The sequence below is a fragment of the Hyphomicrobium sp. genome (genome assembly GCF_041674905.1).
Taxonomy (GTDB): Bacteria; Pseudomonadota; Alphaproteobacteria; order Rhizobiales; family Hyphomicrobiaceae; genus Hyphomicrobium_B.
Genome location: NZ_JBAYUV010000016.1, coordinates 25,135 through 49,862, shown reverse-complemented (window position 1 = coordinate 49,862; position 24,728 = coordinate 25,135). Strand labels below are relative to the sequence as shown.

At 61.3% G+C, this 24,728-nt stretch carries 29 protein-coding genes; 24 read left to right on the top strand and 5 right to left on the bottom strand.

Annotation, left to right across the window (positions count from 1 at the left end; translation table 11 throughout):
- Nucleotides 1–108 precede the first annotated feature (108 nt).
- The 10 genes from dnaJ (at nt 109) to rplS (ending at nt 9,199) form a co-directional block, all read left to right on the top strand.
- Nucleotides 109–1,263, top strand: coding sequence for a molecular chaperone DnaJ (gene dnaJ / locus WC026_RS08890; protein WP_372710516.1), 1,155 nt, complete (start codon nt 109–111; stop codon nt 1,261–1,263).
- A gap of 117 nt (nt 1,264–1,380) precedes the next feature.
- Nucleotides 1,381–1,980, top strand: coding sequence for an NADPH-dependent FMN reductase (locus WC026_RS08885; RefSeq protein ID WP_372710515.1), 600 nt, complete (start codon nt 1,381–1,383; stop codon nt 1,978–1,980).
- Nucleotides 1,981–1,985: 5 nt separating this feature from the next.
- The gene (pyrF, locus tag WC026_RS08880) at nt 1,986–2,681 is read left to right on the top strand and encodes an orotidine-5'-phosphate decarboxylase (RefSeq protein WP_372710514.1); all 696 of its coding nucleotides are present in this window, start codon (nt 1,986–1,988) and stop codon (nt 2,679–2,681) included.
- Nucleotides 2,682–2,839: 158 nt separating this feature from the next.
- Nucleotides 2,840–3,835 carry a murein L,D-transpeptidase family protein gene (locus tag WC026_RS08875; RefSeq protein ID WP_372710512.1) on the top strand — a complete coding sequence of 332 codons (996 nt, stop codon included), beginning with the start codon at nt 2,840–2,842 and terminating at the stop codon, nt 3,833–3,835.
- Between the two features lie 98 nt (nt 3,836–3,933).
- Nucleotides 3,934–4,221, top strand: a complete 288-nt coding sequence (locus tag WC026_RS08870; RefSeq protein ID WP_372710511.1) for a DUF1330 domain-containing protein — start codon at nt 3,934–3,936, stop codon at nt 4,219–4,221.
- A gap of 59 nt (nt 4,222–4,280) precedes the next feature.
- On the top strand, nt 4,281–5,012 hold the full coding sequence (gene trmD / locus WC026_RS08865) for a tRNA (guanosine(37)-N1)-methyltransferase TrmD (protein WP_372710510.1): 732 nt from the start codon (nt 4,281–4,283) through the stop codon (nt 5,010–5,012).
- Between the two features lie 145 nt (nt 5,013–5,157).
- Nucleotides 5,158–6,804 (top strand): L,D-transpeptidase family protein, encoded by a 1,647-nt coding sequence (locus tag WC026_RS08860; RefSeq protein ID WP_372710509.1) that lies wholly within the window; start codon nt 5,158–5,160, stop codon nt 6,802–6,804.
- Nucleotides 6,805–6,936: 132 nt separating this feature from the next.
- Nucleotides 6,937–7,587 carry a hypothetical protein gene (locus WC026_RS08855; RefSeq protein ID WP_372710508.1) on the top strand — a complete coding sequence of 217 codons (651 nt, stop codon included), beginning with the start codon at nt 6,937–6,939 and terminating at the stop codon, nt 7,585–7,587.
- Nucleotides 7,588–7,640: 53 nt separating this feature from the next.
- The gene (locus tag WC026_RS08850) at nt 7,641–8,288 is read left to right on the top strand and encodes a hypothetical protein (protein WP_372710507.1); all 648 of its coding nucleotides are present in this window, start codon (nt 7,641–7,643) and stop codon (nt 8,286–8,288) included.
- Nucleotides 8,289–8,503: 215 nt separating this feature from the next.
- Nucleotides 8,504–9,199, top strand: coding sequence for a 50S ribosomal protein L19 (gene rplS, locus WC026_RS08845; RefSeq protein ID WP_372710506.1), 696 nt, complete (start codon nt 8,504–8,506; stop codon nt 9,197–9,199).
- Nucleotides 9,200–9,352: 153 nt separating this feature from the next.
- Here rplS and WC026_RS08840 read toward each other — a convergent pair whose 3' ends face one another.
- On the bottom strand, nt 9,353–10,447 hold the full coding sequence (locus tag WC026_RS08840) for an OmpA family protein (protein ID WP_372710505.1): 1,095 nt from the start codon (nt 10,445–10,447) through the stop codon (nt 9,353–9,355).
- 108 nt (nt 10,448–10,555) lie between these two features.
- Between WC026_RS08840 and map the strand changes: the two genes are divergently transcribed.
- The gene (gene map / locus WC026_RS08835; protein WP_372710504.1) at nt 10,556–11,389 is read left to right on the top strand and encodes a type I methionyl aminopeptidase; all 834 of its coding nucleotides are present in this window, start codon (nt 10,556–10,558) and stop codon (nt 11,387–11,389) included.
- 13 nt (nt 11,390–11,402) lie between these two features.
- Entirely contained in the window at nt 11,403–12,164 is a 762-nt protein-coding gene (gene radC, locus WC026_RS08830) for a DNA repair protein RadC (RefSeq protein WP_372710503.1), read from the top strand.
- Here radC and WC026_RS08825 read toward each other — a convergent pair.
- Nucleotides 12,161–13,429, bottom strand: coding sequence for an MFS transporter (locus WC026_RS08825; RefSeq protein ID WP_372710534.1), 1,269 nt, complete (start codon nt 13,427–13,429; stop codon nt 12,161–12,163). The two genes, radC and WC026_RS08825, sit on opposite strands and share 4 nt — an antisense overlap.
- A 183-nt stretch (nt 13,430–13,612) precedes the next feature.
- Here WC026_RS08825 and trxB point away from each other — a divergent pair, with 183 nt between their 5' ends.
- The 3 genes from trxB (at nt 13,613) to leuC (ending at nt 17,118) form a co-directional block, all read left to right on the top strand.
- Nucleotides 13,613–14,581 (top strand): thioredoxin-disulfide reductase, encoded by a 969-nt coding sequence (gene trxB / locus WC026_RS08820; RefSeq protein ID WP_372710502.1) that lies wholly within the window; start codon nt 13,613–13,615, stop codon nt 14,579–14,581.
- Between the two features lie 130 nt (nt 14,582–14,711).
- The gene (locus WC026_RS08815) at nt 14,712–15,599 is read left to right on the top strand and encodes a LysR family transcriptional regulator (RefSeq protein ID WP_372710501.1); all 888 of its coding nucleotides are present in this window, start codon (nt 14,712–14,714) and stop codon (nt 15,597–15,599) included.
- Nucleotides 15,600–15,711: 112 nt separating this feature from the next.
- Complete coding sequence (gene leuC / locus WC026_RS08810) at nt 15,712–17,118, top strand: 3-isopropylmalate dehydratase large subunit (RefSeq protein WP_372710500.1); 1,407 nt, start codon at nt 15,712–15,714, stop codon at nt 17,116–17,118.
- A 61-nt stretch (nt 17,119–17,179) separates the two neighbouring features.
- Here the strand turns inward: leuC and WC026_RS08805 are convergent, their stop codons facing one another.
- Nucleotides 17,180–17,929, bottom strand: a complete 750-nt coding sequence (locus tag WC026_RS08805) for an acyl-homoserine-lactone synthase (protein WP_372710499.1) — start codon at nt 17,927–17,929, stop codon at nt 17,180–17,182.
- Between the two features lie 177 nt (nt 17,930–18,106).
- On the opposite strand from WC026_RS08805, the gene WC026_RS08800 reads away from it, so the two are divergent.
- The 7 genes from WC026_RS08800 to WC026_RS08770 all read left to right on the top strand — a co-directional run bounded on the left by WC026_RS08800 (nt 18,107) and on the right by WC026_RS08770 (nt 21,930).
- Nucleotides 18,107–18,919, top strand: coding sequence for a class I SAM-dependent methyltransferase (locus WC026_RS08800; protein WP_372710498.1), 813 nt, complete (start codon nt 18,107–18,109; stop codon nt 18,917–18,919).
- Between the two features lie 104 nt (nt 18,920–19,023).
- Nucleotides 19,024–19,434, top strand: coding sequence for a metallopeptidase family protein (locus WC026_RS08795; protein WP_372710497.1), 411 nt, complete (start codon nt 19,024–19,026; stop codon nt 19,432–19,434).
- 132 nt (nt 19,435–19,566) lie between these two features.
- The gene (locus WC026_RS08790; protein WP_372710496.1) at nt 19,567–20,112 is read left to right on the top strand and encodes a hypothetical protein; all 546 of its coding nucleotides are present in this window, start codon (nt 19,567–19,569) and stop codon (nt 20,110–20,112) included.
- Between the two features lie 76 nt (nt 20,113–20,188).
- A complete protein-coding gene (locus WC026_RS08785; RefSeq protein WP_372710494.1) occupies nt 20,189–20,620 on the top strand; it encodes a hypothetical protein in 432 nt (143 codons plus the stop codon).
- 30 nt (nt 20,621–20,650) lie between these two features.
- Nucleotides 20,651–21,259, top strand: coding sequence for a 3-isopropylmalate dehydratase small subunit (gene leuD / locus WC026_RS08780; protein ID WP_372710493.1), 609 nt, complete (start codon nt 20,651–20,653; stop codon nt 21,257–21,259).
- A 56-nt stretch (nt 21,260–21,315) separates the two neighbouring features.
- Nucleotides 21,316–21,711, top strand: a complete 396-nt coding sequence (locus WC026_RS08775) for a VOC family protein (protein WP_372710492.1) — start codon at nt 21,316–21,318, stop codon at nt 21,709–21,711.
- A gap of 6 nt (nt 21,712–21,717) precedes the next feature.
- Nucleotides 21,718–21,930, top strand: a complete 213-nt coding sequence (locus WC026_RS08770) for a hypothetical protein (protein WP_372710491.1) — start codon at nt 21,718–21,720, stop codon at nt 21,928–21,930.
- 96 nt (nt 21,931–22,026) lie between these two features.
- Here WC026_RS08770 and WC026_RS08765 read toward each other — a convergent pair whose 3' ends face one another.
- Nucleotides 22,027–22,524 (bottom strand): DUF2244 domain-containing protein, encoded by a 498-nt coding sequence (locus tag WC026_RS08765; RefSeq protein ID WP_372710490.1) that lies wholly within the window; start codon nt 22,522–22,524, stop codon nt 22,027–22,029.
- A 60-nt stretch (nt 22,525–22,584) separates the two neighbouring features.
- On the opposite strand from WC026_RS08765, the gene nth reads away from it, so the two are divergent.
- Nucleotides 22,585–23,346, top strand: coding sequence for an endonuclease III (gene nth / locus WC026_RS08760; RefSeq protein ID WP_372710489.1), 762 nt, complete (start codon nt 22,585–22,587; stop codon nt 23,344–23,346).
- A gap of 105 nt (nt 23,347–23,451) precedes the next feature.
- On the opposite strand, the gene hisF is transcribed toward nth, so the two are convergent.
- Complete coding sequence (hisF, locus tag WC026_RS08755) at nt 23,452–24,228, bottom strand: imidazole glycerol phosphate synthase subunit HisF (protein ID WP_372710488.1); 777 nt, start codon at nt 24,226–24,228, stop codon at nt 23,452–23,454.
- 173 nt (nt 24,229–24,401) lie between these two features.
- Between hisF and WC026_RS08750 the strand changes: the two genes are divergently transcribed.
- Nucleotides 24,402–24,713, top strand: a complete 312-nt coding sequence (locus tag WC026_RS08750) for a hypothetical protein (RefSeq protein ID WP_372710487.1) — start codon at nt 24,402–24,404, stop codon at nt 24,711–24,713.
- The last annotated feature ends 15 nt before the right edge of the window (nt 24,714–24,728 follow it).

Here is a 24,728-nt window from a genome sequence, read left to right as displayed (position 1 = left end):
TCCCTGCATAGGGTGCCGCTGCTGGGTCGAGGGCGAACGAATATAGTGTTTATATTTTAGGGGCTCAGGCAGCCCTTTTTTGCCAACAGGTCACAGAACAATAAAACCATGGCCAAGCGGGACTACTATGAGGTTCTGAGCGTCAAACGAAACGCCACGGAACAAGAGGTCAAATCCGCGTACCGTAATCTCGCGAAGGAATTCCATCCCGACCGCAACGCCGGCGACAAAGAGGCCGAGCGCCGCTTCAAGGAAGTGAACGAAGCCTACGAAGCGCTTAAGGATCCGCAAAAGCGCGCCGCCTACGATCAGTTCGGACATGCAGCCTTTGAAGGCGGAATGGGCCGCGGCGGACCGGCAGGATTTGGGCCCGACTTTGCCTCCTCGATGTCCGACATTTTCGACGATCTCTTCGGCGAATTCATGGGTGGACGGCGCGCCGGCGGCCAGGGCCGCGGTGGACGGACAGGGCGCGAAGCAGGCGCCGACCTTCGCTACAACCTCGAAATTACGCTGAGCGAAGCTTTCGCCGGCAAGACCGCTCAGATCCGCGTTCCGGCCAGCGTCAAATGCGAAACGTGCTCCGGAAGCGGCGCCAAGCCCGGCACCAAGCCGAAGGCCTGCACGACTTGCGGCGGCATGGGAAAAGTCCGCGCCAGCCAAGGCTTCTTCACGATCGAGCGCACTTGCCCGGCCTGCCAGGGTCGCGGTGAGATGATCGACGATCCCTGTGCGGATTGCGGCGGCGCCGGTCGCGTGCAGAAGGAGCGCACGCTCTCCGTCAACATTCCCGCCGGCGTCGAGGACGGCACCCGCATCCGCTTGGCCGGTGAAGGCGAAGCGGGACTTCGCGGCGGCACACCCGGCGATCTCTACATTTTCCTATCCATCAAGCCGCACGAGTTCTTCCAGCGCGACGGCGCGGACATCTTCTGCAAGGTGCCAATCTCGATGACGACGGCCGCACTCGGCGGCCAGATCGAGGTTCCGACGCTCGAGGGCACGACCACGCGTGTCAAAGTTCCGGAAGGCACCGAAAGCCGCAAGCAGTTCCGTCTCCGCGGCAAGGGCATGCCGGTTCTTCGCGCCAAGGTTACCGGCGATATGTACATCGAGGTCGACGTCGAAACGCCGAAGAACCTCACGCGCCGCCAGCGCGAACTGCTCGAAGAGTTCGAACGCGCGAGCCACAAGGAAACGAGCCCCGAAAGCGCTGGCTTCTTCTCCCGCGTTAAGGAATTCTTCGAGGGCAAGAGCAGCTGAGCCGAGCCGCGAACTCTGCTATAACCCCTTTCCACTAATCCCATTCCCTAATCCCCATTGCCTCGGCTAGGGTCCGCCCGACCGACCGCCAATCCGACACGGACAATTTCACTCTCCATGACAGCATCGACCAAGTCCGATCCACGCCTGCTCTTCTTCGCGGGCAGCGCTCGCAAGAACTCGCACAATAAACGCTTGGCGCGCCTCGCGGCCCAGATCGCCGAAGCGAACAACATCGCTTCGACATTCGCCGACCTCGCCGATTATCCGATGCCGCTCTACGACGGCGACATCGAAGCGAGCGCGGGCCAGCCCGAGAACGCCCACAAATTGAAAAACCTGATGAAGGCGCACACCGGCGTTTTTATTTTCAGCCCCGAGTACAACGCCTCGTTCACGCCGCTTCTGAAGAACGCGATCGACTGGGTGAGCCATATCCGCGACGAAAGCGAAGCGCCGATGGAAGTCTATCGCACGCGTGTGTTTGCGCTCGGCTCCGCGTCGCCCGGCGGCATGGGCGGCTTGCGTGGCCTGTCACAGCTTCGTCTGGTTCTGGAGACCGGCATCGGCGCGCTGGTGCTTCCCGAACAGTTCCTCCTACCGCGCGCGATCGACGCCTACGACGAGCACGGGCACCTGAAAAACAAGGATCAGCAGGAGCAACTGAAAACAGTCATTCAGAAGCTCGCGCGCGCCGCCCGCGTTTTGCACGGATAACGCCGATGACGAACCCCAAAGACAAACTGATCGTCGCCCTCGATCTTCCTTCTTACAATGCGGCGCGGGCGCTCGTGAATCGTCTCGGCGATACGGTGAGTTTCTACAAGATTGGGCTCGAGCTTGTCTTTTCCGACGGCCTGTCGCTCGCGAGTGAGTTGAAGCAGGAAGGCAAACGCGTTTTCCTCGATCTGAAATTCCTCGACATCGGCAACACTGTTGAGCGAGCCGTCGCCTCGGCCGCCGCACTCGGCGTCGACTTCATCACCGTTCACGGGCCGGATACGAAAACCCTGCAAGCTGCAGCACGCGGACGCGGCGACTCGCAGCTGAAAATTCTCGCTGTAACCGTCCTGACGAGCCTCGATCAAAGCGACCTCGATGAGCAGGGCATTCCGCTGACGCCCGGCGCCCTGGTGCTGAGCCGCGCGCGTATCGCCCATAACGCCGGCGTCGATGGCGTCATCGCCTCCGGGCAGGAGGCGGCCGCCATCCGCGCCAAGACCTCGCCAGAATTCCTGATTGTTACGCCCGGGATTCGCCTCCCTGGTGGCGATACGGGCGATCAAGCGCGCATCACGATACCGGAAGAAGCAATCCGCGACGGCGCCAATCACATCGTCGTCGGCCGCCCGATCAACGCTGCGAAAGATCCAAAAGCCGCCGCCGAAGCCTTCCTGGCCCGTATCGCCAACGCATGACGCGCAGGCATCGACACGACCGCTAACAGGCGCCTGCCACATCCTCGCCAAGCTCTGACCACGCCCAGCGCACACTCGCAATTTACCAAGCGTTAACCGTCTGTGGGGCTAGGCTAAAGCGCTAGTCCGGGGAACAGGTCACGCGGGGTTCACGGCAGATGTTGCGGCGTACAAGAAAGCGCGCGGATTGGCTCGCTGCAGTTTTGTTTTTGCTGAGTGCGCTGCCAGCGCTCCCTACGGCACGCGCCGAGGAACCCGCCGCCGCAAAACCTCTTCCTGCCACCACCGAAGCCGCGCTCCTGATGAAGGACATCGTGCCGGAAGCGCCCGTCTATATTCGCGTCTTCAAGGAAGAGTCGGAACTCGAAGTCTGGAAGGCGCGCCCGAACGGCCGCTACGCACTCGTCAAAACTTTCCCGATCTGCAACTGGGGCGGCACCCTCGGCCCGAAGCAGACGCAGGGCGATCGCATGTCGCCCGAAGGATTCTACGCGGCCACACCCAGCGGAATGAAACCCGACAGCAAATATCATCTCGCCTTCAACATCGGCTATCCGAACGCACTCGATCGCGCCCTTGGACGAACCGGCGCCTACATCATGGTGCATGGGGATTGCCGCAGCGTCGGCTGCTTCGCCATGTCGGACAAACTGATCGAAGAGATCTACGCTTTCGTGCGCGATGCCCTCGCGGCGGGTGAACTGTCCGTTCCGGTGCACGTGTTCCCGTTCCGCATGACCGCCGCCAACATCAAGCGTCACTCCGACAATCCCGCGCGCGACACCTGGGCGCCGCTCAAACAGGCCTATGATGATTTCGGCGAAACGCGAGAGCCGCCGAAGATCGGCATGTGCGCCAGGCGCTATGTCGTCAATTCGCTGACGCCGGTCGGCATGGACCCGAATGCCGCGTGCCCGGCGCTGATCGGCAAGCGCCTCGCACCCTTGTCGCCGCGCATGTCCAAGCGCCTCGCCAAGAACGATCCGAGCCTCGAAGCCCAGGGCAAGAAAATGAAAGCGGCGGAGGAAAGCTCGAGCATCGGCGGCTTTTTCACGAGCTTGAGCTGGGGCTCGACAACGGCGACCATCAGCCGTCCGCCCCGCCAGAGCAGCGACGCCAGCCTCGGCGCGGTGCAACCGCTGCTCACCCCCTGAGCCGCCGCGGTTTCCCTTCTTTTTCCTCACGGGTTGCCGAAGCCGCCTCGCACCGGCTATGCCACGGCATTCGAACATCAGATAGCAGGAAGACCGCAATGCCGAAGGGATACGTCATCGCCCACGCCACCGTAACCGACCCTGACAAATGGGCCGCCTACGTCGCGAAATCGAAAATCGCGCTCGACAAGTACGAGGGCAAGCCGATCGTGCGCGGCGGCCGCCACGAGATCGTCGAAGGCAATGGCACGTCGCGCAACGTCGTTCTCGAATTCCCGAGCTACGAGCACGCCCACGGCTATGCGACGTCACCCGAATACGCCGAAGCCAAAGCCCTTCGCCAGGGCGCAGGCAAACTCGACATCGTCGTCGTCGAAGGCGTCTGACCTTTTGAGTCATCCTGGGCATTCTGCTTGGGATGACCGCTTCACGCGAGAGCAATGCGATGCCCCACTTCCCTTCCGGCGATGGACGTCCGCCGTGGCGCGCGCTTGTGCTGACGCTGTTCCCCGAAGCATTTCCGGGACCGCTCGGCGTTTCGCTCGCCGCGCAAGCGCGCGACGCTGGCATCTGGTCGCTCGACACGATCCAGATTCGCGATTTCGGTCTCGGCAAGCATCGTCAGGTTGATGACACACCCGCAGGCGGCGGCGCCGGGATGGTCCTGCGCGCCGACGTGCTCGGCCCCGCGCTCGATCACGCGGCAACGCTCTCGCCCGATGCGCCGATGATCTACCTGTCGCCGCGCGGAACGCCGCTGACGCAAAGCCTGGCGCGCAGTCTTGCCGAAGGCCCGGGAGTGAAGTTGCTCGCCGGACGGTTCGAAGGCATCGACGAGCGCGTCATCGCCGCGAAAGGGCTGAAGGAAGTCTCGATCGGCGATTACGTGCTCGCGGGCGGCGAGGTCGCGGCCATGGTCCTGATCGAAGCCTGCGTCCGCTTGCTTCCGGGCGTCCTCGGCGCCAGCGAAAGCCTCGCCAGCGAGAGCTTCGAGACCGGCCTGCTCGAATATCCCCAGTTCACGAAACCGCGCGACTGGCAGGGCCGCGCCATTCCAGACATCCTGCTGTCCGGCGATCACAAGAAAGTCGAGGCGTGGCGGCAGGATCAGTCTGAGAAATTGACGGCCGCCCGGCGGCCCGATTTGCTACACCCGAAGGGCCAAAAGCGCCCGTAAAGCGCGCCATCAAACCTTCGCCTTTGCATGGTCAGGATTTTCCTGGACAAATGCGTCCAGGGGAAAGATTCGGGCGCCCGCCACGGCATGCGCGGCGGAAACCGTAAGAAACGCCGGTGTGCGCGTGACCTATCGGGACGGGGCTATGGGGAACTTCAAAGGTAGTCTATTCGGCGCGATCGCGGCCTTGGCGATGATCCAGCCCGCTTTCGCGGACCCGTCGCCGAGCGAAGCTCCGGCTCAAGCAACGGCTGCACAGCCTGAAGCAAACCCTGAAGCAACCCCGGCTCCTGAGACCGCTGCCGCGCCAACGGCAACGCCGGACGATCCGGTGCTCGGCGTCACGCGTTCGAAGCTCGCGGCCACGAAGGCTTCCGACGACGAGCGCGAAAAAATGGATCAGGCGGCGCTCACCGAGTTTTACGCGGCGCGGCACCGGGAAGGACTTTGGGTCACCGCGTCCGGCCTGAAGCCTGAAACCAAAGCGCTGATCACCGAAATCGAAAACGCCAATGCCTACGGCCTCGACGCCAGCGCCTTCAAACTTCCGAAACTCGAAAACGGTGCATTGACTGCGACCGACACCGACATGCTCGCTGACGCCGAGATCCAGTATTCGACCGCGGCCCTGCAATATGCACGCTTCGCACGTGGCGGACGCATTCCCGATCCCGCCGAAATGCTGACGACCGAATTTGATCGCCGCCCGCAGTGGATCGAACCCGCGACCGTCATCAAAGCTCTGGCGGACTCGCGCGAACCGGACGCTTACCTTCGCGGCCTTCATCCGCAGCAGCCGCAATTTGAAAAGCTGCGCAAGCTCTACGTGACGATGCTGCCCGCTGACGGCAACCTGGCGAAGCTCAGCCCCGCCGCCAAACGCCTTCGCGCCAACATGGAGATGTGGCGCTGGATGTGGCCCGACATGGGCGACTTCTATGTGCTGAACAACATCCCCGAGTTCATGCAGTACGTCTACAAGGACGGCGAAATCGTCCGCTCCGCCAAGATCGTTGCTGGCGAGATCGACAAGAAATCGACGATTTTCTCGCGGCCTCTGAAATACGTCGTGCTGCGTCCGGCATGGCGCGTCCCGGAAAGCATCATGGTCAACGAGTTGTGGCCAAGCCTCATTCGCGGCGGCGGGCTCATGCGCCAGTATGGACTGCAGCTCCAAACCAAGGACGGTCGCCGCGTCGACTGGCGCCAATACGATTGGGCATCGACCGATATTCGCAACTTCATCGTTCTCCAGCCGCCCGGCCCGAAGAGCGTCCTCGGCCGCGTCAAGTTTTCGTTCCCGAGCCAGCACACGATCTTCATGCACGACACGCCCGACAAATGGATGTTCCGCCCGGCGCAACGCACGCTGAGCCACGGCTGTCTGCGCGTGCAAAACCCGATGCAGCTCGCCGAAATGGTCCTGAAGGAAGACAAGGGCTGGGACTCAGCCAAGGTCGCTGAGCTCGACCGTTCGGGGCCGCTCAACAACGAGGTTCCGATCACGAAGGAAATCCCGATCCACCTCGTCTATTTCACCGCCTGGGTCAGTGACGAGGGCAAATTGAAAACCTTCAACGACGTCTACGGCCACGAAAAGCGGGTGACCCTGGCGCTCGACGGCCAATGGTCGAAAATCAAGAAGGGCCGCAATCACTTGGCACCGGTCGAGCCGAGCTTCAGCCCTGCGTCGGTTGCGGCCAAGTCGCGTGGCCAGGACAGCCCCTCCCGGCGCTCCGCGCAAACGAACGCAACGCTTGGCGACATCATCGGCAGCGCCTTCGGGCTCTGACGTCGCGCGCCTGTCGTCGACACGCGAACAGAAATGCGACGCTCTTAGGCCATCTGGCCAACTTGATCTCACCCGCCGAGCCAGCCATCCGTAATCCGATCACGTGGCAGCGGTTTCGGGGGCGAGTTCGTGATGAAATTGCCATGCTTGCTCTTGCTGGCCTTTGCGATCCAAGTCGGTTCGGCCGTCGCTGACGACGCCACTCCCACGAAAGAGCCGGAAGGCGTGAAGCCCGGCGATCAATGGACCTACGACCAGACCGACGAAATAACCGGCAACCTCAAGTTTACCTACACCAACGCCGTCGCGTCCGTGACCGATAGAGAAATTACGCTCCGGGTGACGCGACGCGGAGACGAACGCGTCGGCCTTATGGTCTTCGATCCCAATTGGAACTTGATCGATGATGGTGTTTGGAAAAAGCACCGCCGCACCGGCGGTGAAGGCATTGAGCCGCCACTAAAACTCGACAAAGAGTGGCGTATTTCCGAGTCACTGCAGAACTTGAAGACGGGAGAGTTCTACGCGGAAACCGGTAAGGCGAAAGTTGTGAGACAGGAAAGCTTCACGACGCAGGCCGGAACATTCGATACGTTCAAAATCGTCGCCGAATTGCGCGAGACCGCCACCGCCGATCCCGCCAAGTCTTTTCAATCCACAATCACGACTTGGTACGCGCCGTCGATCAACAGATGGGTCAAGCGGATCACCGCAGTCCGCAGCTTGGGCCGCCTGCGCGCCAGCCTCAGCGAGGAACTCGTCGATTACGCCCAAGCGCCGTGACGTCGGGCTCTTCAATAACCGGCGGCATAAAGCTTCGCGAACGGAGAACCAGATTGCTAAAGAAATTTATCATAGCCGCATTTCTTCTGACATCGATCGCCACCCTAGCTACGGCGGAAGAAACAAAACAGGCGACGCAATCACCCGCTGTCCATACCGGCGATCGCTGGGTGTATCAGGTCACCGACGACATCACCGGCGACAAGAAATTCGAGCTGACGTTCATCGTCACGGAATGCACCGCCGACAAGATCTTCGCGCGCATAACGAAGAGCACCGGCCCAGGCAACGACTTCGCGATTTTCGATCAGGACTGGGATCTCATCAGCAACGATCTTTGGAGGAAGATTCCCAATGACGCGAGCGGCTTCAAGCTGCCACTCTCGGTCGGCAAGGAATGGAGCGTCAAAAACCAAGAACAAAATCTGAAAACCGGAAGTATCTTCAATATAACCGGAACGTCGAAGACCGTTGCGCTTGAAAAAGTCACAACGAAAGCCGGAACGTTCGACGCGTTCAAGGTCATCATGGACGTCGAACGCGTTTCGGCCGCGGACCCAAGCCGTCATCAGGAGGTCACGCTGATATCCTGGTACGCGCCTGCCGTCAGACGATATGTAAAACGCACGATCGTTCAAAAGCAGAGCGGACACGTCCGCGATAGCACGACGCACGAGCTGACCGCGTACACGCTGAAGTAGACCGGCAGCAGCCACTTTCCCCGCTCGCCTTCCGTCGCACATGCAATCGGGTGCGTCCCGTTTCCACTCGACAACGGCCGGGTCTTCGAGTATCAGCGGCCCAACGATAACTCCCCTCAAACGGGTGGCCCATCACGGGCTTGCACGACCGGTTCGGTGTTTATTGCCGCCAGCCGATCCTCTGCGTCATCAAAAAACGAAACGGAATCAACAAGATGAACATTATCCAACAGCTCGAACGCGAGCAAATGGACGCCATTCTTTCGAAGCGTGGCATCCCCGAATTTGGCCCCGGTGACACCGTCAAGGTGATGGTGAAAGTCATCGAGTCGGCTGACGCCGACCCCAAGGACAAGAAGAAGAAGGTCGCGAAGGAATCGACCGTTCGCTTCCAGGCCTATGAAGGTGTCGTGATCGCCCGTTCGGGCGCCGGCATCAACGAGAACTTCACGGTTCGCAAGATTTCTTACGGCGAGGGCGTCGAGCGCGTCTTCCCGATCTACTCGCCCTACATCGCCGAGATCGAAGTCCTCCGCCGCGGCAAGGTCCGCCGCGCGAAGCTGTATTATCTCCGCGGCCGCCGCGGTAAAGCCGCCCGCATATTCGAGCGCACGGATGCGCGCGCACGCCGTCTCAACGCGGCCTGGAAGGGCTTCAAGAAGCCGAAGGGCGAGGCCGATGATCTGACCCAGATCAAGACCATCGACATCGACCTGCAGAACCGCCTGAAGCATCTCAACTGCTACAAGATCGAGCAGATCGCCAACCTGTCGGATGAAGACATCGCCAACATCGATGAGACGCTGAACCTCAAGGGCGCCATCGAGAAGCAGGACTGGATCGGCCAGGCACAGCGCCTCGTCGCCGAACTCACGGCGTCCGAAGTTCCGGCTGAGGAAGCCAAGGAATAAGACGGCGTTAAATCGACATCTAAGAAATGAAACGCCGGATCTCGTATCCGGCGTTTTTGTTTTGCGCCTGCGGAGCCACCGCGAAAGCAATCGCGCCAAACGAAAAGCGGCAGCCGATCAAGCCGCCGCTTCGTATCTGCCAAATGCGCAGGTCTATTGACCCGACAGCACGAACTCGACGCGCCGATTGAACCGGCGGCCTTCCGCCGTGCCGTTATCGGAGACCGGATCGTCCTCACCCTTGCCGACGGCCGTCAGCTTCGATGCTTCGACGCCGGCGTCCGTCAGGAAATCGACGATCTTCTTGGCCCGAAGCTCCGACAGGATCTTGTTGCCTTCCGATGAGCCGACGCTGTCCGTGAAGCCCCGAACCTCTACAGCAACACCACCGCAAGCCTTGAGCGCATCGGCGAGAGCCGACAATCTATTGCGGCTGTCCTGTACGATGGCGGCGCTGTCCTCGGTGAAATGCAGCGTCGCAGCCTTGGCGTTGGTGGCCACGGTTTCGCGACAAGCATCAGCGGCAGGAGCCGCCGCTTCCGTCGCGGCGGGTGCAGCGGCCGCGTCGTAGTCGGGATTCATTTTCGCGGGCTCCGCCCACGCCGGATTGCTCGGAGCCGAGCTACCTCCATAGTAGTCCGTCGTCGCCTGCCCACCGGTCGGCGGCGGCGCTTCTTCCGCAGCCGGAGCTGGAGCCGGTGCTTCGGTCGGGGCGGGCTGGGCGGCTTCGACAGGTGCCGCAGGTTCGCTCGAATAGTCCGGATTCATCTCGGCCGGAGCCGCCCATGCTGGATTTTGTGGCGATGACGAGCCGCCATAATAATCCGTCGTCGCTTGCCCGCCCGTCGGAGGCGGAGCAGCATCCTCGGCGATCTGGGTCGGAGCGGTTGCCCCGGATGTTTCGCTCTCTGATGGCGCGGACTGGGCCGTATCATCAGTCGCCGCGGGCGCGTTTGATGAATTCGCCGCGTAGTCGGGATTGAACGTCGCCTCGGCCGCCCACGCAGGGTTTTGCGGAGCCGTGCTGCCACCGTAAAAATCGGTCGTCGCCTGTCCGCCTGTTGAAGGCGGAGCCGAGTCATCCTGTGCGATCTTGATCGTGTCTTGGTTCGTTGGAGCACGGGCAGCGTCACGAGCGCTCAGCATCTCGACCGTCGACGTCGCATGCCCTATATCAACGCTTGCGAATTGAAACATCAGCCCGGCGCAACAGACCCCTCCAACGAGAGAGGCGCGGAATTGGAACATGGGTTTCCTCCTGTGGTCACGGCGCCATTGGTAAAGGCGCTCTTTTGTAGCGGGATAGTTTGGCACTAAATTGCAATCACGGCCATATAAGTTCCCGACCGGAGCAACATGTCGAACGTTGAAGTAAACAGAGGCGCCACCCGCGACGGCAAAATCCCGCTGCATGATGCGGAAGGTTTTGCGGCAATGCGCAAAGCTGGTCGCCTGGCTGCCGAAGCGCTGGATATGCTCATCCCCGTCGTGCAGCCGGGTGTTACGACCAGTGAGATCGACGATCTGGTGCTCGCCTTCGCCCTCGATCACGGCGCGCTTCCTGCGACCCTGAACTATCGCGGATATCGCTACGCGACGTGCACCTCGATCAATCACGTCGTCTGTCACGGCATGCCCAACGACAAGCCGTTGCGCATCGGCGATATCATCAACATCGACGTGACCCTGATCGTCGACGGCTGGCATGGCGACACCAGCCGCATGTATTCCGTCGGCGAAGTCTCGCGCCGCGCCGGGCGGTTAATGGACGTGACGTATGAATCGTTGATGCGCGGCATCGCAGTGGTGAAGCCCGGCAATACGACCGGCGACATCGGCGCCGCGATCCAGACGTTCGCCGAAGCCGAACGCTGCAGCGTCGTTCGCGACTTCTGCGGTCATGGTCTGGGCCGGGTCTTTCATGACCGGCCGAATATCCTCCACTACGGCGAGCCGGGCGAAGGCGTGATCCTGGAGCCGGGCATGCTGTTCACGATCGAGCCGATGATCAATCTCGGCAAGCCGCACGTCAAAATTCTTGCCGACGGCTGGACCGCGGTCACGCGCGATCGCGAACTCTCAGCACAGTTCGAGCACACGGTCGGCGTCACCGAAACGGGATGCGAGATCTTCACGGCTTCGCCTGCCGGATGTGACTTTCCGCCCTACAAGTTGCCCGCCGCCGCCTGACCGGACAAAGCCGATGTCGCATTCCAAGGGGGCTGGCGACGACAAGGCGAGTGCCGCGGAGCAAGGCGCGCTATTTGGCGGCGCGCCCAAGGCGCAAGCCACACCCGACGATAAGGCCGGACATCGCGGCCGCCTTCGCGAGCGCTTCACGAACGGCGGCGCCGACGCGGTGCCCGACTACGAACTCCTCGAGATGATCTTGTTTCGCGCGTTTCCGCGCATCGACACGAAGCCGATCGCGAAACGCCTGCTGGCCCGCTTCGGCTCGTTCGCGGAGGTCGTCTCTGCCCCGCCAGAGCGGCTGAAAGAGATCGAAGGCATTGGCGACCGCGCCGTCCAGGAACTGAAACTGATCAAGACGGCGGCGGAACGCCTGACCCGAGGCGAGATCAAATCGCGCCCGGCGCTGTCGTCCTGGAGCGGCGTTCTCGATTACCTCCGCCTTGCGCAAGGCTTCGAAGACCGCGAGCATTTCCGCATTCTCTTCCTCGATAAGAAGAACGCTCTGATCGCCGACGAAGTGCAAGGTCGCGGAACGGTCGACCATACGCCGGTCTATGTCCGCGAAGTGGTAAAGCGGGCGCTCGAACTATCGGCAACCGCGATCATCCTGGTCCACAACCATCCGTCCGGCGACCCGACGCCCTCGCGCGCCGACATCGATGTCACGAAGCAAATCATCGATGCCGCGAAGCCGCTCGGCGTCACCGTCCACGACCACGTCATCGTCGGCCGCCACGGCCACGCCAGCCTCAAATCGCTGCGCCTGATTTAAGGATCGTCGCTCGTGTTGAGCGCGCTCTCGTCGCGCGTATCGCGCATCGTCGCGTAGACGACGAGCGACACGCCGATGCAGGCCGTGACGTACCAGAAGAAATCCGTCTCGCGACCGGCTTGCTTCAGCCATAGCGCGACGTATTCCGCCGTGCCGCCGAACAGCGCCACCGTCAGCGCATAAGGAAGGCCCACGCCCAGCGCCCGCACCGAAGTCGGAAAAAGCTCCGCCTTCACAACGGCATTGATCGCCGTGTAGCACGACACGATCGCGAGGCCCGTGACGATCAACGCAAAAGCGGCGAGCGGATCTTTCGTCGACTGGATGGCCGTGAGCAGCGGCACCGTAAACGCCACCCCGAGCACACCGAACGTGATCAGCACCGGCCGCCGCCCGATCCTGTCGGAGAATGCGCCGACGACGGGCTGCAGCAGCATGTAGACAAACAACGCCGACGCCGAGATCAGCGTCGCGGTATCTTTCGAAAAGCCCGACGAATTGACCAGAAACTTCTGCATGTACGTCGTGTACGTATAGAATGCGAGCGTGCCGCCAAGCGTCAATCCGACGACGATCGCGACTTCGCGCGGGTGCGCGAACAGCGCCTTGAGCGAACCCTCCCGCCGCGTCGCGCGGCTGAATGCTTCCGTCTCAGCGAGATCGCGCCGCATGACATAGGCGATGACAGCAAGGCCTGCTCCGATGACAAATGGAATGCGCCAGCCCCAGGCGTCGAGTTCGGCCGGCGTCAGCACAAACTTCTGCAGTACGACGAGCACCAGCATGGCGGCCAGCTGCCCGCCGATCAGCGTCACATACTGGAAGCTCGAATAGAATCCGCGCCGCTCGGCCGTCGCCATTTCGGAAAGATAGGTGGCGCTCGTGCCGTATTCGCCGCCGAGGCTAAAACCTTGGATCATCCGCGCGATGAGCAGGATGACGGGCGCCGCGATGCCGATTGTTGCGTAGACGGGTGTAACGGCGACCAGCGCCGAACCGAAACACATCAGCAGGACCGACGTCGTCAGCGCGACGCGCCGGCCGTGCCGGTCGGCCATGCGCCCGAACAGCCACGCCCCGACCGGTCGCATCAGGAATCCGACGGCAAATATAGCGGCGGTATTGAGGAGCTGCGCCGTCTGGTCGCCCGCCGGAAAGAACGCCTTGGCGAAATAGAGCGAGAACGCCGCGTAGACGTAGAAATCGTACCACTCGACCAGATTGCCGGAGGACCCGATCAGAATGGCCCTGATTCGCTCACGCATGCTGAGCGCCGGCGGCGCTGTCGCTTCGATCACGCGATCGACCCCCCAATTTTGCCCCAAAATAGGCCGGACGACGCCCGCGTTCGCCAGCCGGATGCCCCTATTGCCGCGCCAACCCTGCCTGTCATTGACGTTCCGATCCCCCGTCCCCTAATTATCTGCCCCTCCCCGGAGCTTTAAATCATGACCAAGAAACCGCACCATTCCAAGGTGATCGTCCTCGGCTCCGGCCCCGCCGGCTACACGGCGGCCATTTACGCGGCCCGCGCCATGCTTGCCCCGACGCTCATCCAGGGCTCGCAGCCCGGCGGCCAGCTCACCATCACGACCGACGTTGAAAACTACCCCGGCTTCGCCGAGCCGATCCAGGGCCCCTGGCTGATGGAACAGATGCAGGCCCAGGCCGAGCACGTCGGCACCCATATTGTCATGGACCAGATCAACAAGGTGGAACTGCGCGGCCGCCCGATCCGCCTCGAAGGCGATAGCGGCGATACCTACACCTGCGATGCGCTGATCATCTGCACCGGCGCCCAGGCGCGCTGGCTCGGACTTGCATCGGAAGCGCACTTCCAGGGCCACGGCGTCTCGGCGTGCGCGACCTGCGACGGCTTTTTCTACAAGGGCAAGAATGTTGTGGTCATCGGTGGCGGCAATACCGCCGTCGAGGAAGCGCTGTTCCTGACCAACTTTGCGAGCAAGGTGACGCTCGTTCATCGCCGCGACTTCCTGCGCGCCGAAAAAATCCTGCAAGAACGCCTTTTCAAGAACCCGAAGATCGAGATCATCTGGGATAGCGCCGTCGAGGAAATCGTCGGCACGCTGGCGCCAAAGTCGGTCACCGGCGTCGTTCTGAAGAACGTCAAAACCGGCGCGACGTCCAAGATTCCGGCCGACGGATTTTTTGTCGCCATCGGTCATGCCCCGGCAACCGAGCTGTTCAAAGGCCAGCTCGACATGACGCCGTCCGGCTATTTGATCACCGCGCCCGACTCGACGGCAACGGCGATTCAGGGCGTCTTCGCGGCAGGTGACGTCAAGGACGAGGTTTTCCGTCAGGCTGTGACGGCGGCGGGCATGGGATGCATGGCCGCGCTCGAAGCCGAACGGTATCTTGCTAAGGTCGAAGCTCAAGCGGACGCTGCCGAATAATTCGTCGACGGACTGGCACGACACGGACCGGCACGACATTGCAACGTAACCGGGTTTCGCTAGTCTTCGGCGCCGCTTCCGAGCGGTGCCCGATCTGGCGCAATCTGGCCAATCACTGAAAGCGTTGAAAATGGATTGGGACAAACTGCGTATTTTCCACGCGGCGGCGGAGGCCGGCAGTTTTACGCATGCCGGCGAACAGCTGCATATGAGTCAGTCCGCCGTCAGCCGACAGATCTCGGCGCTCGAAGCCAATCTCAAGGTCACACTCTTCCATCGTCACGCCCGCGGCCTGGTTCTGACGGAACAGGGCGAACTCCTCAATCGCACCGTCGCCGAGGTGTTCGCGAAACTTCAGACCGCCGAAACGCTGCTCTCGGATTCGACCTCGAAACCCTCGGGCGATCTGCGCATCACGGCGCCGATCGGCTTCGGCACCATCTGGCTGACGCCCCGCCTGCAGGAATTCGGCGACCTCTATCCCGAGATCCGGGTCGAGCTGATCCTCAACGACGATCAGGTTGATATCGGCATGCGTGCCGCCGACGTCGCGATCTGGACGCGCGAACCGGAACAGGCCGACCTGATCCGCCGCTCGCTGTTCGAAAGCCGCGTTCGCGCCTTCGCCTCGGCCCAGTATCTGCGCAAGCACGGAGCGCCGAAGACGCTCGCCGACCTCGATCAGCACCGGATCATCGCCTATACCGGCATTCCCGCTCAGCACCTCGACGCCATGTCGTGGATCGAAACGGCGGGGCGCGAAGGCGCCGCGCCGCGCGAAGCGGCACTCAGGGTCAACAGCGTCGTGGCGATCAAATACGCCATCCAGGCCGGCATCGGCATCGGCATGATTCCCGACTACATGAGCGACGCGCAGTCGGATCTCGTGCCCGTGCTGGCGGAAATCGAGCAGCCGTCGCTGAACCTGATCTTCGCCTACGCCGAGGAATTGAAGGCCTCGAAAAAAGTCCAGCTTTTACGCGACTTTCTGGTATCCAAGATCAGCCGGTCACGGTGAGGCCCGAAGCTTTCCTTATCGAACCTGCGACCACGGCTTATTTGCGAAAATACCGGTCTGACGCTATCTAACCGGTTTCACCGTCCGACGCCCGTTAAGGCCCCTGAAAAACATGGCAAAAACACTTTACGATAAAATCTTTAGCGATCACGTGGTCGAGCAGTCCGAGGACGGAACATGCCTCCTCTATATCGACCGCCACCTCATCCACGAGGTCACGAGTCCGCAAGCGTTTGAAGGGCTGCGAATGGCCGGGCGCAAAGTGCGCGCGCCGGAGAAAACCCTCGCCGTCGTCGACCACAACGTCCCGACCACCGACCGCACGAAAGGCATTGCCGACGAGCAGAGCCGCGTCCAGGTCGAAACGCTGGCGACGAACGCGCGCGACTTCGGCATCGAATACTTCAACGAGCTTGATAAGCGGCAGGGCATCGTCCACGTCGTCGGACCGGAGCAGGGCTTCACTCTGCCGGGAACGACGATCGTCTGCGGCGATAGCCACACCTCGACGCACGGCGCATTCGGCGCGCTTGCGCACGGCATCGGCACCTCCGAGGTCGAGCACGTTCTGGCGACACAAACGCTGATCCAGAAGAAAGCCAAGAACATGCGCGTCGTCGTCGACGGCGTCGCTCCGCATGGCGTCGGCGCCAAGGACATCATCCTCGCCATCATCGGCGAGATCGGCACCGCGGGCGGCACGGGTTCGGTCATCGAGTACGCCGGAGACGCTATCCGCTCGCTGTCGATGGAAGGCCGGATGACCGTTTGCAACATGTCGATCGAAGGCGGCGCCCGCGCCGGCATGATCGCGCCGGACGAAAAGACGTTCGCCTTCATCAAGGATCGCCCCAAGGCCCCGAAAGGCATGGCCTGGGATCTGGCGATGAAATACTGGGAAACCTTGCAGTCGGATCACGGCGCGTACTTCGATCGTGAAATCCGCCTCGACGCCGCGAAGCTGCCGCCGATCGTCTCCTGGGGCACGAGCCCCGAGGACGTGACCGCCATCACCAGCGTCGTGCCCAACCCTGCCGATGTTATCGACGAGAACAAGCGCACCTCGATGCAGCGCGCCCTCGATTATATGGGCCTTGCGCCCGGAACCAAGATCACCGACATCCCGCTCGACGTCGTCTGGATCGGTTCCTGCACCAACGGCCGCATCGAAGACCTGCGCGCCGTTGCCAAAATCGTCGACGGCAAGAAGGTCTCGTCACGCCTCGCCTACGCGATGATCGTGCCGGGCTCAGGTCTCGTCAAAGAGCAGGCGGAAGCCGAAGGCCTGGACAAGATCTTCAAGGCGGCGGGCTTCGAATGGCGCGAGCCTGGATGCTCGATGTGCCTCGGCATGAACCCGGACCAGTTGAAGCCCGGCCAGCGCTGCGCCTCGACCTCGAACCGCAACTTCGAAGGCCGTCAGGGCTACAAAGGCCGCACGCACCTTGTGTCGCCGATCATGGCCGCGGCCGCCGCGCTCGAAGGCCACTTCGTCGACGTGCGGAGCTGGCAGGCTTAGCCCGGAACAACGGCGTCGGCGGCCGGCTTTCCGAAGGAAAGTCGCCGCCACCAAATAAAAACTATACCGCGATCTTGATTTCTTCGGCGTGATCCGCGCGGCTCAACGTCCGCCCAATCGCGTTCTGCATGCTGGCGATTTCTTCTTCCGAGATCTTGAAGAAGCGGTTCTGCAGCCGCTGGCGCATGCGCGCCTGCTCGAGGCTGCCGCCGAGCAGCGTGATCTTGAAATCGCCGGGAGGGTAGAACTCCGGCTCGCCGATCTGCTGGAAGCCTAGCATATAGCGATAGAACTTGACCCAATCAGGCCGGGTCGCGATCAGCAGCATCGAAACGCCGGTCGCCATCGCTGCCGTCAACGATGCGCGCACCAGAAACGCATAGAGGGTCGTCCGATAGGAAATGTTGGCGACGTCCGGCTCGAGGGACAGCCTCGAAATTTCAACGAACCCATGGCTCTGCGAGCGATGCATATCCTTGAGCGCCGGATAATGCGAGGCGCACGGAAGCGTTGCGAGCGACTGGGGAAGCGAGAAGCACAACCGAACCGAACCGACGAGGCGTCCGCTATCGTAGGCGCCGAGCAAAACCGTCGTCGCGAGGGTGTCGAAATGGTCCGTGTATTCACCATCCGGCTTTTCGATGTCGTAGCCGATCGCCGAATAGGCCCGGCCCCGAAGCTGCAAGGCTTCGCGGATGTCATGATCGTCTTCGAGAATGCGCAATTCGAAGGATTTGCTGTTCCCGTGCCACGAGCCCTCTTCGACCGGCATTGAGTCCTGCCGGGGGCGAAACGCTAGCGTCTTCGACATCGTGTATTCTCAACCTGCTATGGGAACCCGCACCGTAAAAAAGTGGTATGGAACATAGGCTTGCAACCGCTACGCGACGATGCGGCAAATGTTCTTGCGAGGTGTTAAGATGAATGGCCGAGCCATCTGACTATAAAAGGGATTTTAGGAAACAGTTAATTCGGAACAGAGGCTATCGTGACGAAAGATGACACCGCGCTTGTCCGGTCGCAGTTTGGCGCCTCGGCCGCCGCGTACGCCACCTCGGATGTCCATGCCCGCGGCGAAAGCCTCACGCGCATCGTAGCGCTTGCTGCACCGCAGCATCATTGGCGGGTTCTCGATGTCGCGACCGGAGCCGGTCACATGGCGGCAGCGTTCGCGCCTCACGTTGCACAGGTCATTGCAAGCGACATCACCGACGAGATGCTGAGCGAGGCGTCGAAGCTCGCCGCGGAAAAAAAACTCGCCAACATGTCGACCGCCAAGGCAGAAGCTGGCGCGCTTCCATTCGAGGATGCAAGCTTCGACCTCGTCTGTTGCCGTCTGGCCGCCCATCATTTCCCGGACTTGCGCCGCTTCGTCACCGAGGTTCGCCGCGTGTTGAAGAACGGAGGCCGCTTCGCCCTGGTCGACAACGTCGCCCCCGACGCGCGGCAATTGCCCGGCACGTCACAGACCGAAATCGCCGACGCGGGCGCCGCCTACAATGCCTTCGAGAAATTACGCGATCCCAGTCATGGCCTTGCGCCACCGCCGGACGCCTGGATCGGCCTGCTTGAGGATGCCGGTTTCAAGATTGTCGCGAGAGAGCAATTCGGCAAAGAACTCGATTTCTCGTCGTGGGTGACGCGGATGCGATGCGCGTCCGGCACGATCGCCGAGCTGCAGCGAATCCTGACGGGCGATTCGCCAAATTTGCGCTCTTTCCTCAAACCGCGCACCGATGAAGCCGGCGCGTTGCATTTCACCTTGCAGGAATTGCTGGTGATCGCGGACAAGACTGCTTGATCTCAAATATGAACAAATCCGGGCCCAGACCAGAAAGCCCTTCCATTCCCCCTTCCTTACACTATCTCGGTAGGTTGCGTAACGTTACGGGAAGGAGAGAGCACGTGTCAGTGAATTGGGCCGGCGCCAAGGCCCCAACGCTCGCGGAGTTCGAAGCGCTCGCAATGAATGCCTGGGAGAAACTGCCGCCCGAGTTCCGCGAAGTCGCCGGCGACCTTCTCATCCGCGTCGAGGATTTCGCCACCGACGAAATTCTGGACGGTCTCGATATCGAGGACCCGTTCGAGCTGACCGGCCTCTATCAGGGCGTGAGCCTGACGAAACAAAGCGTCATGGAGAGTGCGCGCGAACCGGATATGGTTTTTCTCTACCGACGCGCTATTCTCGACGAGTGGACGGAAAACGGGGAAGAGTTGGGGTTTCTGATCGCGCATGTGCTCGTCCACGAGATTGGCCATCATTTCGGCTTCTCGGATGAGGATATGGAGGGCATCGAGGCCGGGGCCAGTGCGTAAAGCCAGCCGGCACACTCGAAGTTAACCTCCTGCACGTCACAAGTTAGATGGGATTGAGCCATAAGGCGTTTCGCGCCATGTTGTAGGGACGGGCACGAAATCGATGGGGTCGTTTTGAGAACGGAAGCGGGGATGGAAGCGCGGGGATTGTTTCACCGGATCGCCTTGGCATTGTTCACGGGCGCGATACTCGTCCTTGCGCCCGGCGCCGATGCGCAGGACGCGAAGAACCTGGGCGACGGCATTCCAACACCTGAGCAGTACGTTTCGACCGTCGGCGGCGACAGCCGCATCCTGAAACCCGGCGAGTTCAAGCTCGACGGCAATACGCAGTTGTGCGGGCAGCGGCCGACAGTCATCGATAACAAGCTCGACGATTATGGCGCCGCCTATCCCGGGTTTCTGATCATGAACCCGCGCTACCTCGAGAAGGTCTCGACCCCCGTTAAACAGTGGATCTACGCCCACGAATGCGGACATCAGTTTCGTGGACCCGATGAAGAAACCGCAGATTGCTTCGCTGTCCAACGCGGCCGCCGCCAAGGCTGGCTGAAGCCCGAGGGCCTTGAGGAGGTGTGCACCTTCATTTCCCCGGCCAAGGGCGACGCCATGCACTTCTCAGGCTCGTATCGTTGCGCCTACATGCGCAAATGCTACGAAGACCCGACCATCAAATAGCGCCCACCGGCAAAATCTTATCCCCGCGCTCGGCCTCGGCCATAAAATCCTGGATCGTGAATTCAGGATTTTGCCCATGCGGCTTGCCGACTACCTTCGACGCCTTTCGAGCTTTGCCGAGACGATCCACCGCTGGCTGGGCGAAGCCGCCCGCCTCGACGGGGTTCGCCGCGAAAAGGTGGCGCTTTATGCCGAAGAGATCGCTGCCACCCTCTCGCGGGCGGCCGCCGCCCTGGGTACTCTCGAATCCGCTCCGGGCGACCGTTCGGCCGTCCTGACCGCGACGCGCGAGCTGGGCCGCATCGCCGGTTATCTCGAAACCATCATGGCCGCGCTCGATGCGCATCTTGACGGACGCAAGCGTGCTGGCGTTAAACGGCGCCTGGAACATCTGAAGCCCTTTGACCTCGAAGCTGCCATCCGGGAGTTCGGCGCCTTTCCGCAGGCACGGCGACTGACGGCGGCGGAGGGCTATTTCAGGGCGCTTGCGGATACGTTGCGCGCCTGACCGACGGCGCGGCTGACTGGAGACGATAGCATGGACAAGTTCACGGTTCTGACCGGCGTCGCGGCGCCCTTGCCGATCCGCAACGTCGACACCGACATGATCATCCCGAAACAGTTCCTGAAAACGATCAAGCGGACCGGACTTGGCAAATCCCTGTTTTACGAGATGCGCTACGACCCCGAGACGGGAAAAGAGATTTCGGATTTCGTTCTGAACAAGCCGCAGTATCGCCAGGCGAAGATCCTAGTCGCGGGCGAAAACTTCGGCTGCGGCTCCTCGCGCGAACACGCCCCCTGGGCGTTGCTCGACTTCGGCATCCGCTGCGTCGTTGCTCCGGACTTCGCCGACATCTTCTACAACAACTGCTTCCAGAATGGCATTCTGCCGATCAAGCTGCCGCAAAGCGAGGTCGACAAGCTGATGGACGACGCCAGCCGCGGCGCCAACGCGACGCTGACCATCGATCTCGAAAAGCAGGAAATTCGTGGACCCGACGGCGGCGTCATCACGTTCGACATCGATCCCTTCCGCAAGCATTGCCTGTTGAACGGCCTCGACAACATCGGCCTGACGCTGGAAAAATCGAAGGCGATCTCAACTTTCGAGACCACCATCAATTCCGCGCGTCCCTGGCTGTAAAAGAAGTCTCGAACTACCGTTTTTTATAGCCGAAACACATCGGGAGGAGCACGACGATGGCCAAGGCGATCCACATGATGGTGCGCGTGCTCGATGAAGCCCGCTCGGTGAAATTCTACGAGGATTGCTTCGGCCTCAAAGTCTCGGACCGCCGCGACTGGCCCGACTTTACGCTGATTTACATGAAAAACCCGGAGAACGATTTCGAGCTGGAGCTGACGGTCAACAAGGGCCGCGCCGACGCCTACGACCTCGGCAACGGCTACGGCCACGTCGCGTTTGCCGTCGATGATCTCGAAGCCGAGCGCGCCCGCATCACGGCGGCGGGCTATCAGCCGAAGGACATCAAGACAATGAGCCACGACGGCAAGCCGTTCGGAAAATTCTTCTTCATCGAGGACCCGGACGGCTACAAGATCGAGGTTCTGCAGCGCGGCGGCAGGTTCGAGTAAAATCAGATGGCAGACGAAGACTTCAAATTCGATGCGGCGATGATGGGGCGACTGTCCGGCGCGCTCGCATTCGTCGTCGGCGCCGATCACGCCGCAACGAAAGCCCTGAAGACCGCGTCGGAGACGGGTGCGGACAAAGACATCAAGGCGGCGCGCACGCAGTTCCTCCGTCTGAAGCCCGGCGACCGCCGCGCCGCACTGACGATGCTCAACGATTGAACGAGAGTGCTTCCGGAAAAGTGGGAACCGGTTTTCCGCCAAGAAGCACGAAAAAACAAAGATCGAGCGCTTTCGAAAAGTGAGAACGGAAAGACTCTAGAACAGCGACCCGCGCGTCGTAACCAGCGCGCCGGTCAAGGCATCGGCGAAATTGCGCCGTTCGTCGTCGGTCAGAAACTGACCAAACAGCACTTCCTTCCCTTGAGCGATGAGCCGCATCGACGTCCGCCCGTCCGGATGATCGATGGAAACGCGAACGCGCGCCCAGTAGGGATTGAAATCAAACTCCTCGCAGCGCCCAGACGGATGAATGCGCGTCAGTTTCAAAAGCTCAGGCGACAGCGTCACCATTTCGTAGAGGCGGCCCGAACGATAATTGCGCTTGAATGCGTAATAGATCAGCGCGACGTCGAGACCAAAGAACCCGAACACCGGCCACGCGCCGATGAACAGGAATACCATCCCGATCGTGAAACTGACGAGGCCGAGCACGGTCATCAAAATCGTGAAGCCGCGCGGGGTCAGCGAGCGGTAAGGATGCAACACAAATCGCGTGACGTTTGTGGATTGCATTTCTGTGAGACTGTCCGTCATTTTCGGCTTCTCTGACTCACGTCGTTGCCCGCAACCGCAATTTGAAATACGGACTTTCCGATGGCCAAAGCACTAAAGGATAAAAGTCCGTCGAGCATCGCGAGTTCCAGGACCCAGCGCAACCCCGTAAAAGCCACCGGATCGCTCAAAAAATCGGCAGCACAAGGACGACGCCGTACACGCCTGACGGAGGCGGAAATTCTCGAAGTTTTCCGCCGCTTTCACGCCGCGTGCCCCGAGCCCAAGGGAGAACTGCTCTACGTTAACGCCTACACGTTGCTGGTCGCCGTGGTGCTTTCCGCCCAGGCAACCGACGCCGGCGTGAATAAGGCGACGCCTGCCCTGTTCAAGGCCGCCGACACACCGGCGAAAATGGTGGCGCTCGGCGAAGATAAGGTGCGCGACCTGATCAAGACGATCGGGCTCTACCGCACCAAAGCCAAGAACGTCATCGCGCTTTCAAGACGCCTCGTCGACGAGTTCAGCGGCGAGGTGCCGGGCAACCGCGACGTTCTCGAAACGCTTCCCGGCGTCGGCCGCAAAACGGCGAACGTCGTGATGAACATCGCCTTTGGTCATCCGACGATGGCCGTCGATACGCACGTGTTCCGTATCGCGAACCGGATCGGATTATCGCAAGGAACGACACCGCTGGCAGTCGAAGCTGACCTGCTTCGCGTCGTGCCGCCGGACTATGCGCTGCACGCGCACCATTGGCTGATCCTGCACGGCCGCTATGTCTGCAAAGCGCGAAAGCCCGAATGCTGGCGCTGCCTGATCAACGACATCTGCCTCTACCCCGACAAGACCCCTGCGCCCTGACGCACGATCGCCGCGCAACCTGCCGCCTTCTCCCCTCGCGGGGAGGGGGCGGGGGCTGGGGGCAGCATCTAGAAGTTCGCCCAGTCGAGGCGAAGGGAATTACCTTCAGCCGTCCACCCGCATCGCGAGACCGGCATTCGCCATGAACGTCTTGGCTTCAGGGATCGAATACGTGCCGAAGTGAAAAATCGAGGCGGCGAGCACCGCGCTCGCGTGTCCGTCCCGCACGCCGTCGACAAGATGCTGCAACGTCCCGACGCCACCCGAAGCAATGACCGGAATGGAAACGGCATCGGACACCGCCCGCGTCAGCGCCACGTCGAACCCCGACTTCGTGCCGTCACGATCCATCGAGGTCAGAAGAATTTCGCCCGCCCCAAGCTCGGCCACTTCGCGCGCAAAGGCGACGGAGTCGATCCCCGTCGGCTTGCGTCCGCCGTGCGTGAAGATCTCCCAGCGATTGGCCTCGCCTTCGCCTGAAACCTTCTTGGCGTCGATGGCGACGACGATGCACTGCGCGCCGAACTTCTCGCTCGCCTCTTTGACGAACGCCCGATTGGTGACCGCCGCCGTGTTGATCGAAACTTTGTCGGCGCCCGCTTCGAGCAGCTTTCGAATATCGTCGATGGTGCGAACGCCGCCGCCGACGGTCAACGGCATGAAGCAGCGGTTCGCCGTGCGCTCGACGACGTCGAAGATCGTGTCGCGATTCTCATGGCTCGCGGTGATGTCGAGAAAACAAAGCTCATCCGCTCCCGCCGCATCGTAGGCGGCTGCCGCCTCGACAGGATCGCCCGCATCGATGAGATCGACGAAGTTGACGCCCTTGACGACACGGCCGTCTTTCACGTCGAGGCACGGGATGATGCGGACTTTCAGCATGACGGTATACTTTTTACTCAGAGATTGTTGCGATTCCGGCTATCATGGGGTTCCGGGCGCCGTCGAGCACATAAACCAATTTCTAGAGGAACTCTTTACTCACGACGGTGTTGTGGAGTTTTGCATAACTGCGTGAAACTCTGGAGTTGCACTTGCATAGGGGAATTCTCTCAATGGTCGAAGACTTTGCTCCGCTGAACCTTCGCGCCCGTCTGTCGGCGCTGCAAGACCGGATCGCTGAGGCGCGCACGAAACTCGAAGCGCACGGCGCCGTCGACGAGCACTCCGAAGAGTTGAGGAAATTTTCCACTCAGCACGACACCATTCGCGGGTCCCTCGACAGCGAGGCGACTGTAACGGAATTGCAGCATAGCAAAGCATCCGCTCAGACGGACAGCCTCGAGAATGATCTCAAGACCTGGCTGGATTCGATCGAGCACCGCTACAAGGAACCCGCCCCGCGCGGTCCAAATATCTCCGTCTGATAAAATTGCTTTCCG

Excerpts from the sequence above, each read along its gene's own strand:
- WC026_RS08870 (WP_372710511.1), top strand. The coding sequence starts at position 3,934 with ATGCCGAAGGGATACGTCATCGCCCACGCCACCGTAACCGACCCTGAC.
- pyrF (WP_372710514.1), top strand. The coding sequence starts at position 1,986 with ATGACGAACCCCAAAGACAAACTGATCGTCGCCCTCGATCTTCCTTCT.
- WC026_RS08750 (WP_372710487.1), top strand. The coding sequence starts at position 24,402 with ATGGTCGAAGACTTTGCTCCGCTGAACCTTCGCGCCCGTCTGTCGGCG.
- WC026_RS08775 (WP_372710492.1), top strand. The coding sequence starts at position 21,316 with ATGGCCAAGGCGATCCACATGATGGTGCGCGTGCTCGATGAAGCCCGC.
- trxB (WP_372710502.1), top strand. The coding sequence starts at position 13,613 with ATGACCAAGAAACCGCACCATTCCAAGGTGATCGTCCTCGGCTCCGGC.
- WC026_RS08790 (WP_372710496.1), top strand. The coding sequence starts at position 19,567 with ATGGAAGCGCGGGGATTGTTTCACCGGATCGCCTTGGCATTGTTCACG.
- hisF (WP_372710488.1), bottom strand. The coding sequence starts at position 24,228 with ATGCTGAAAGTCCGCATCATCCCGTGCCTCGACGTGAAAGACGGCCGT.
- WC026_RS08765 (WP_372710490.1), bottom strand. The coding sequence starts at position 22,524 with ATGACGGACAGTCTCACAGAAATGCAATCCACAAACGTCACGCGATTT.
- WC026_RS08860 (WP_372710509.1), top strand. The coding sequence starts at position 5,158 with ATGGGGAACTTCAAAGGTAGTCTATTCGGCGCGATCGCGGCCTTGGCG.
- radC (WP_372710503.1), top strand. The coding sequence starts at position 11,403 with ATGTCGCATTCCAAGGGGGCTGGCGACGACAAGGCGAGTGCCGCGGAG.
- WC026_RS08785 (WP_372710494.1), top strand. The coding sequence starts at position 20,189 with ATGCGGCTTGCCGACTACCTTCGACGCCTTTCGAGCTTTGCCGAGACG.
- leuD (WP_372710493.1), top strand. The coding sequence starts at position 20,651 with ATGGACAAGTTCACGGTTCTGACCGGCGTCGCGGCGCCCTTGCCGATC.
- dnaJ (WP_372710516.1), top strand. The coding sequence starts at position 109 with ATGGCCAAGCGGGACTACTATGAGGTTCTGAGCGTCAAACGAAACGCC.
- WC026_RS08875 (WP_372710512.1), top strand. The coding sequence starts at position 2,840 with ATGTTGCGGCGTACAAGAAAGCGCGCGGATTGGCTCGCTGCAGTTTTG.
- WC026_RS08825 (WP_372710534.1), bottom strand. The coding sequence starts at position 13,429 with ATGCGTGAGCGAATCAGGGCCATTCTGATCGGGTCCTCCGGCAATCTG.
- WC026_RS08885 (WP_372710515.1), top strand. The coding sequence starts at position 1,381 with ATGACAGCATCGACCAAGTCCGATCCACGCCTGCTCTTCTTCGCGGGC.
- nth (WP_372710489.1), top strand. The coding sequence starts at position 22,585 with ATGGCCAAAGCACTAAAGGATAAAAGTCCGTCGAGCATCGCGAGTTCC.
- rplS (WP_372710506.1), top strand. The coding sequence starts at position 8,504 with ATGAACATTATCCAACAGCTCGAACGCGAGCAAATGGACGCCATTCTT.
- WC026_RS08840 (WP_372710505.1), bottom strand. The coding sequence starts at position 10,447 with ATGTTCCAATTCCGCGCCTCTCTCGTTGGAGGGGTCTGTTGCGCCGGG.
- WC026_RS08815 (WP_372710501.1), top strand. The coding sequence starts at position 14,712 with ATGGATTGGGACAAACTGCGTATTTTCCACGCGGCGGCGGAGGCCGGC.
- WC026_RS08770 (WP_372710491.1), top strand. The coding sequence starts at position 21,718 with ATGGCAGACGAAGACTTCAAATTCGATGCGGCGATGATGGGGCGACTG.
- trmD (WP_372710510.1), top strand. The coding sequence starts at position 4,281 with ATGCCCCACTTCCCTTCCGGCGATGGACGTCCGCCGTGGCGCGCGCTT.
- leuC (WP_372710500.1), top strand. The coding sequence starts at position 15,712 with ATGGCAAAAACACTTTACGATAAAATCTTTAGCGATCACGTGGTCGAG.
- WC026_RS08805 (WP_372710499.1), bottom strand. The coding sequence starts at position 17,929 with ATGTCGAAGACGCTAGCGTTTCGCCCCCGGCAGGACTCAATGCCGGTC.
- WC026_RS08855 (WP_372710508.1), top strand. The coding sequence starts at position 6,937 with ATGAAATTGCCATGCTTGCTCTTGCTGGCCTTTGCGATCCAAGTCGGT.
- map (WP_372710504.1), top strand. The coding sequence starts at position 10,556 with ATGTCGAACGTTGAAGTAAACAGAGGCGCCACCCGCGACGGCAAAATC.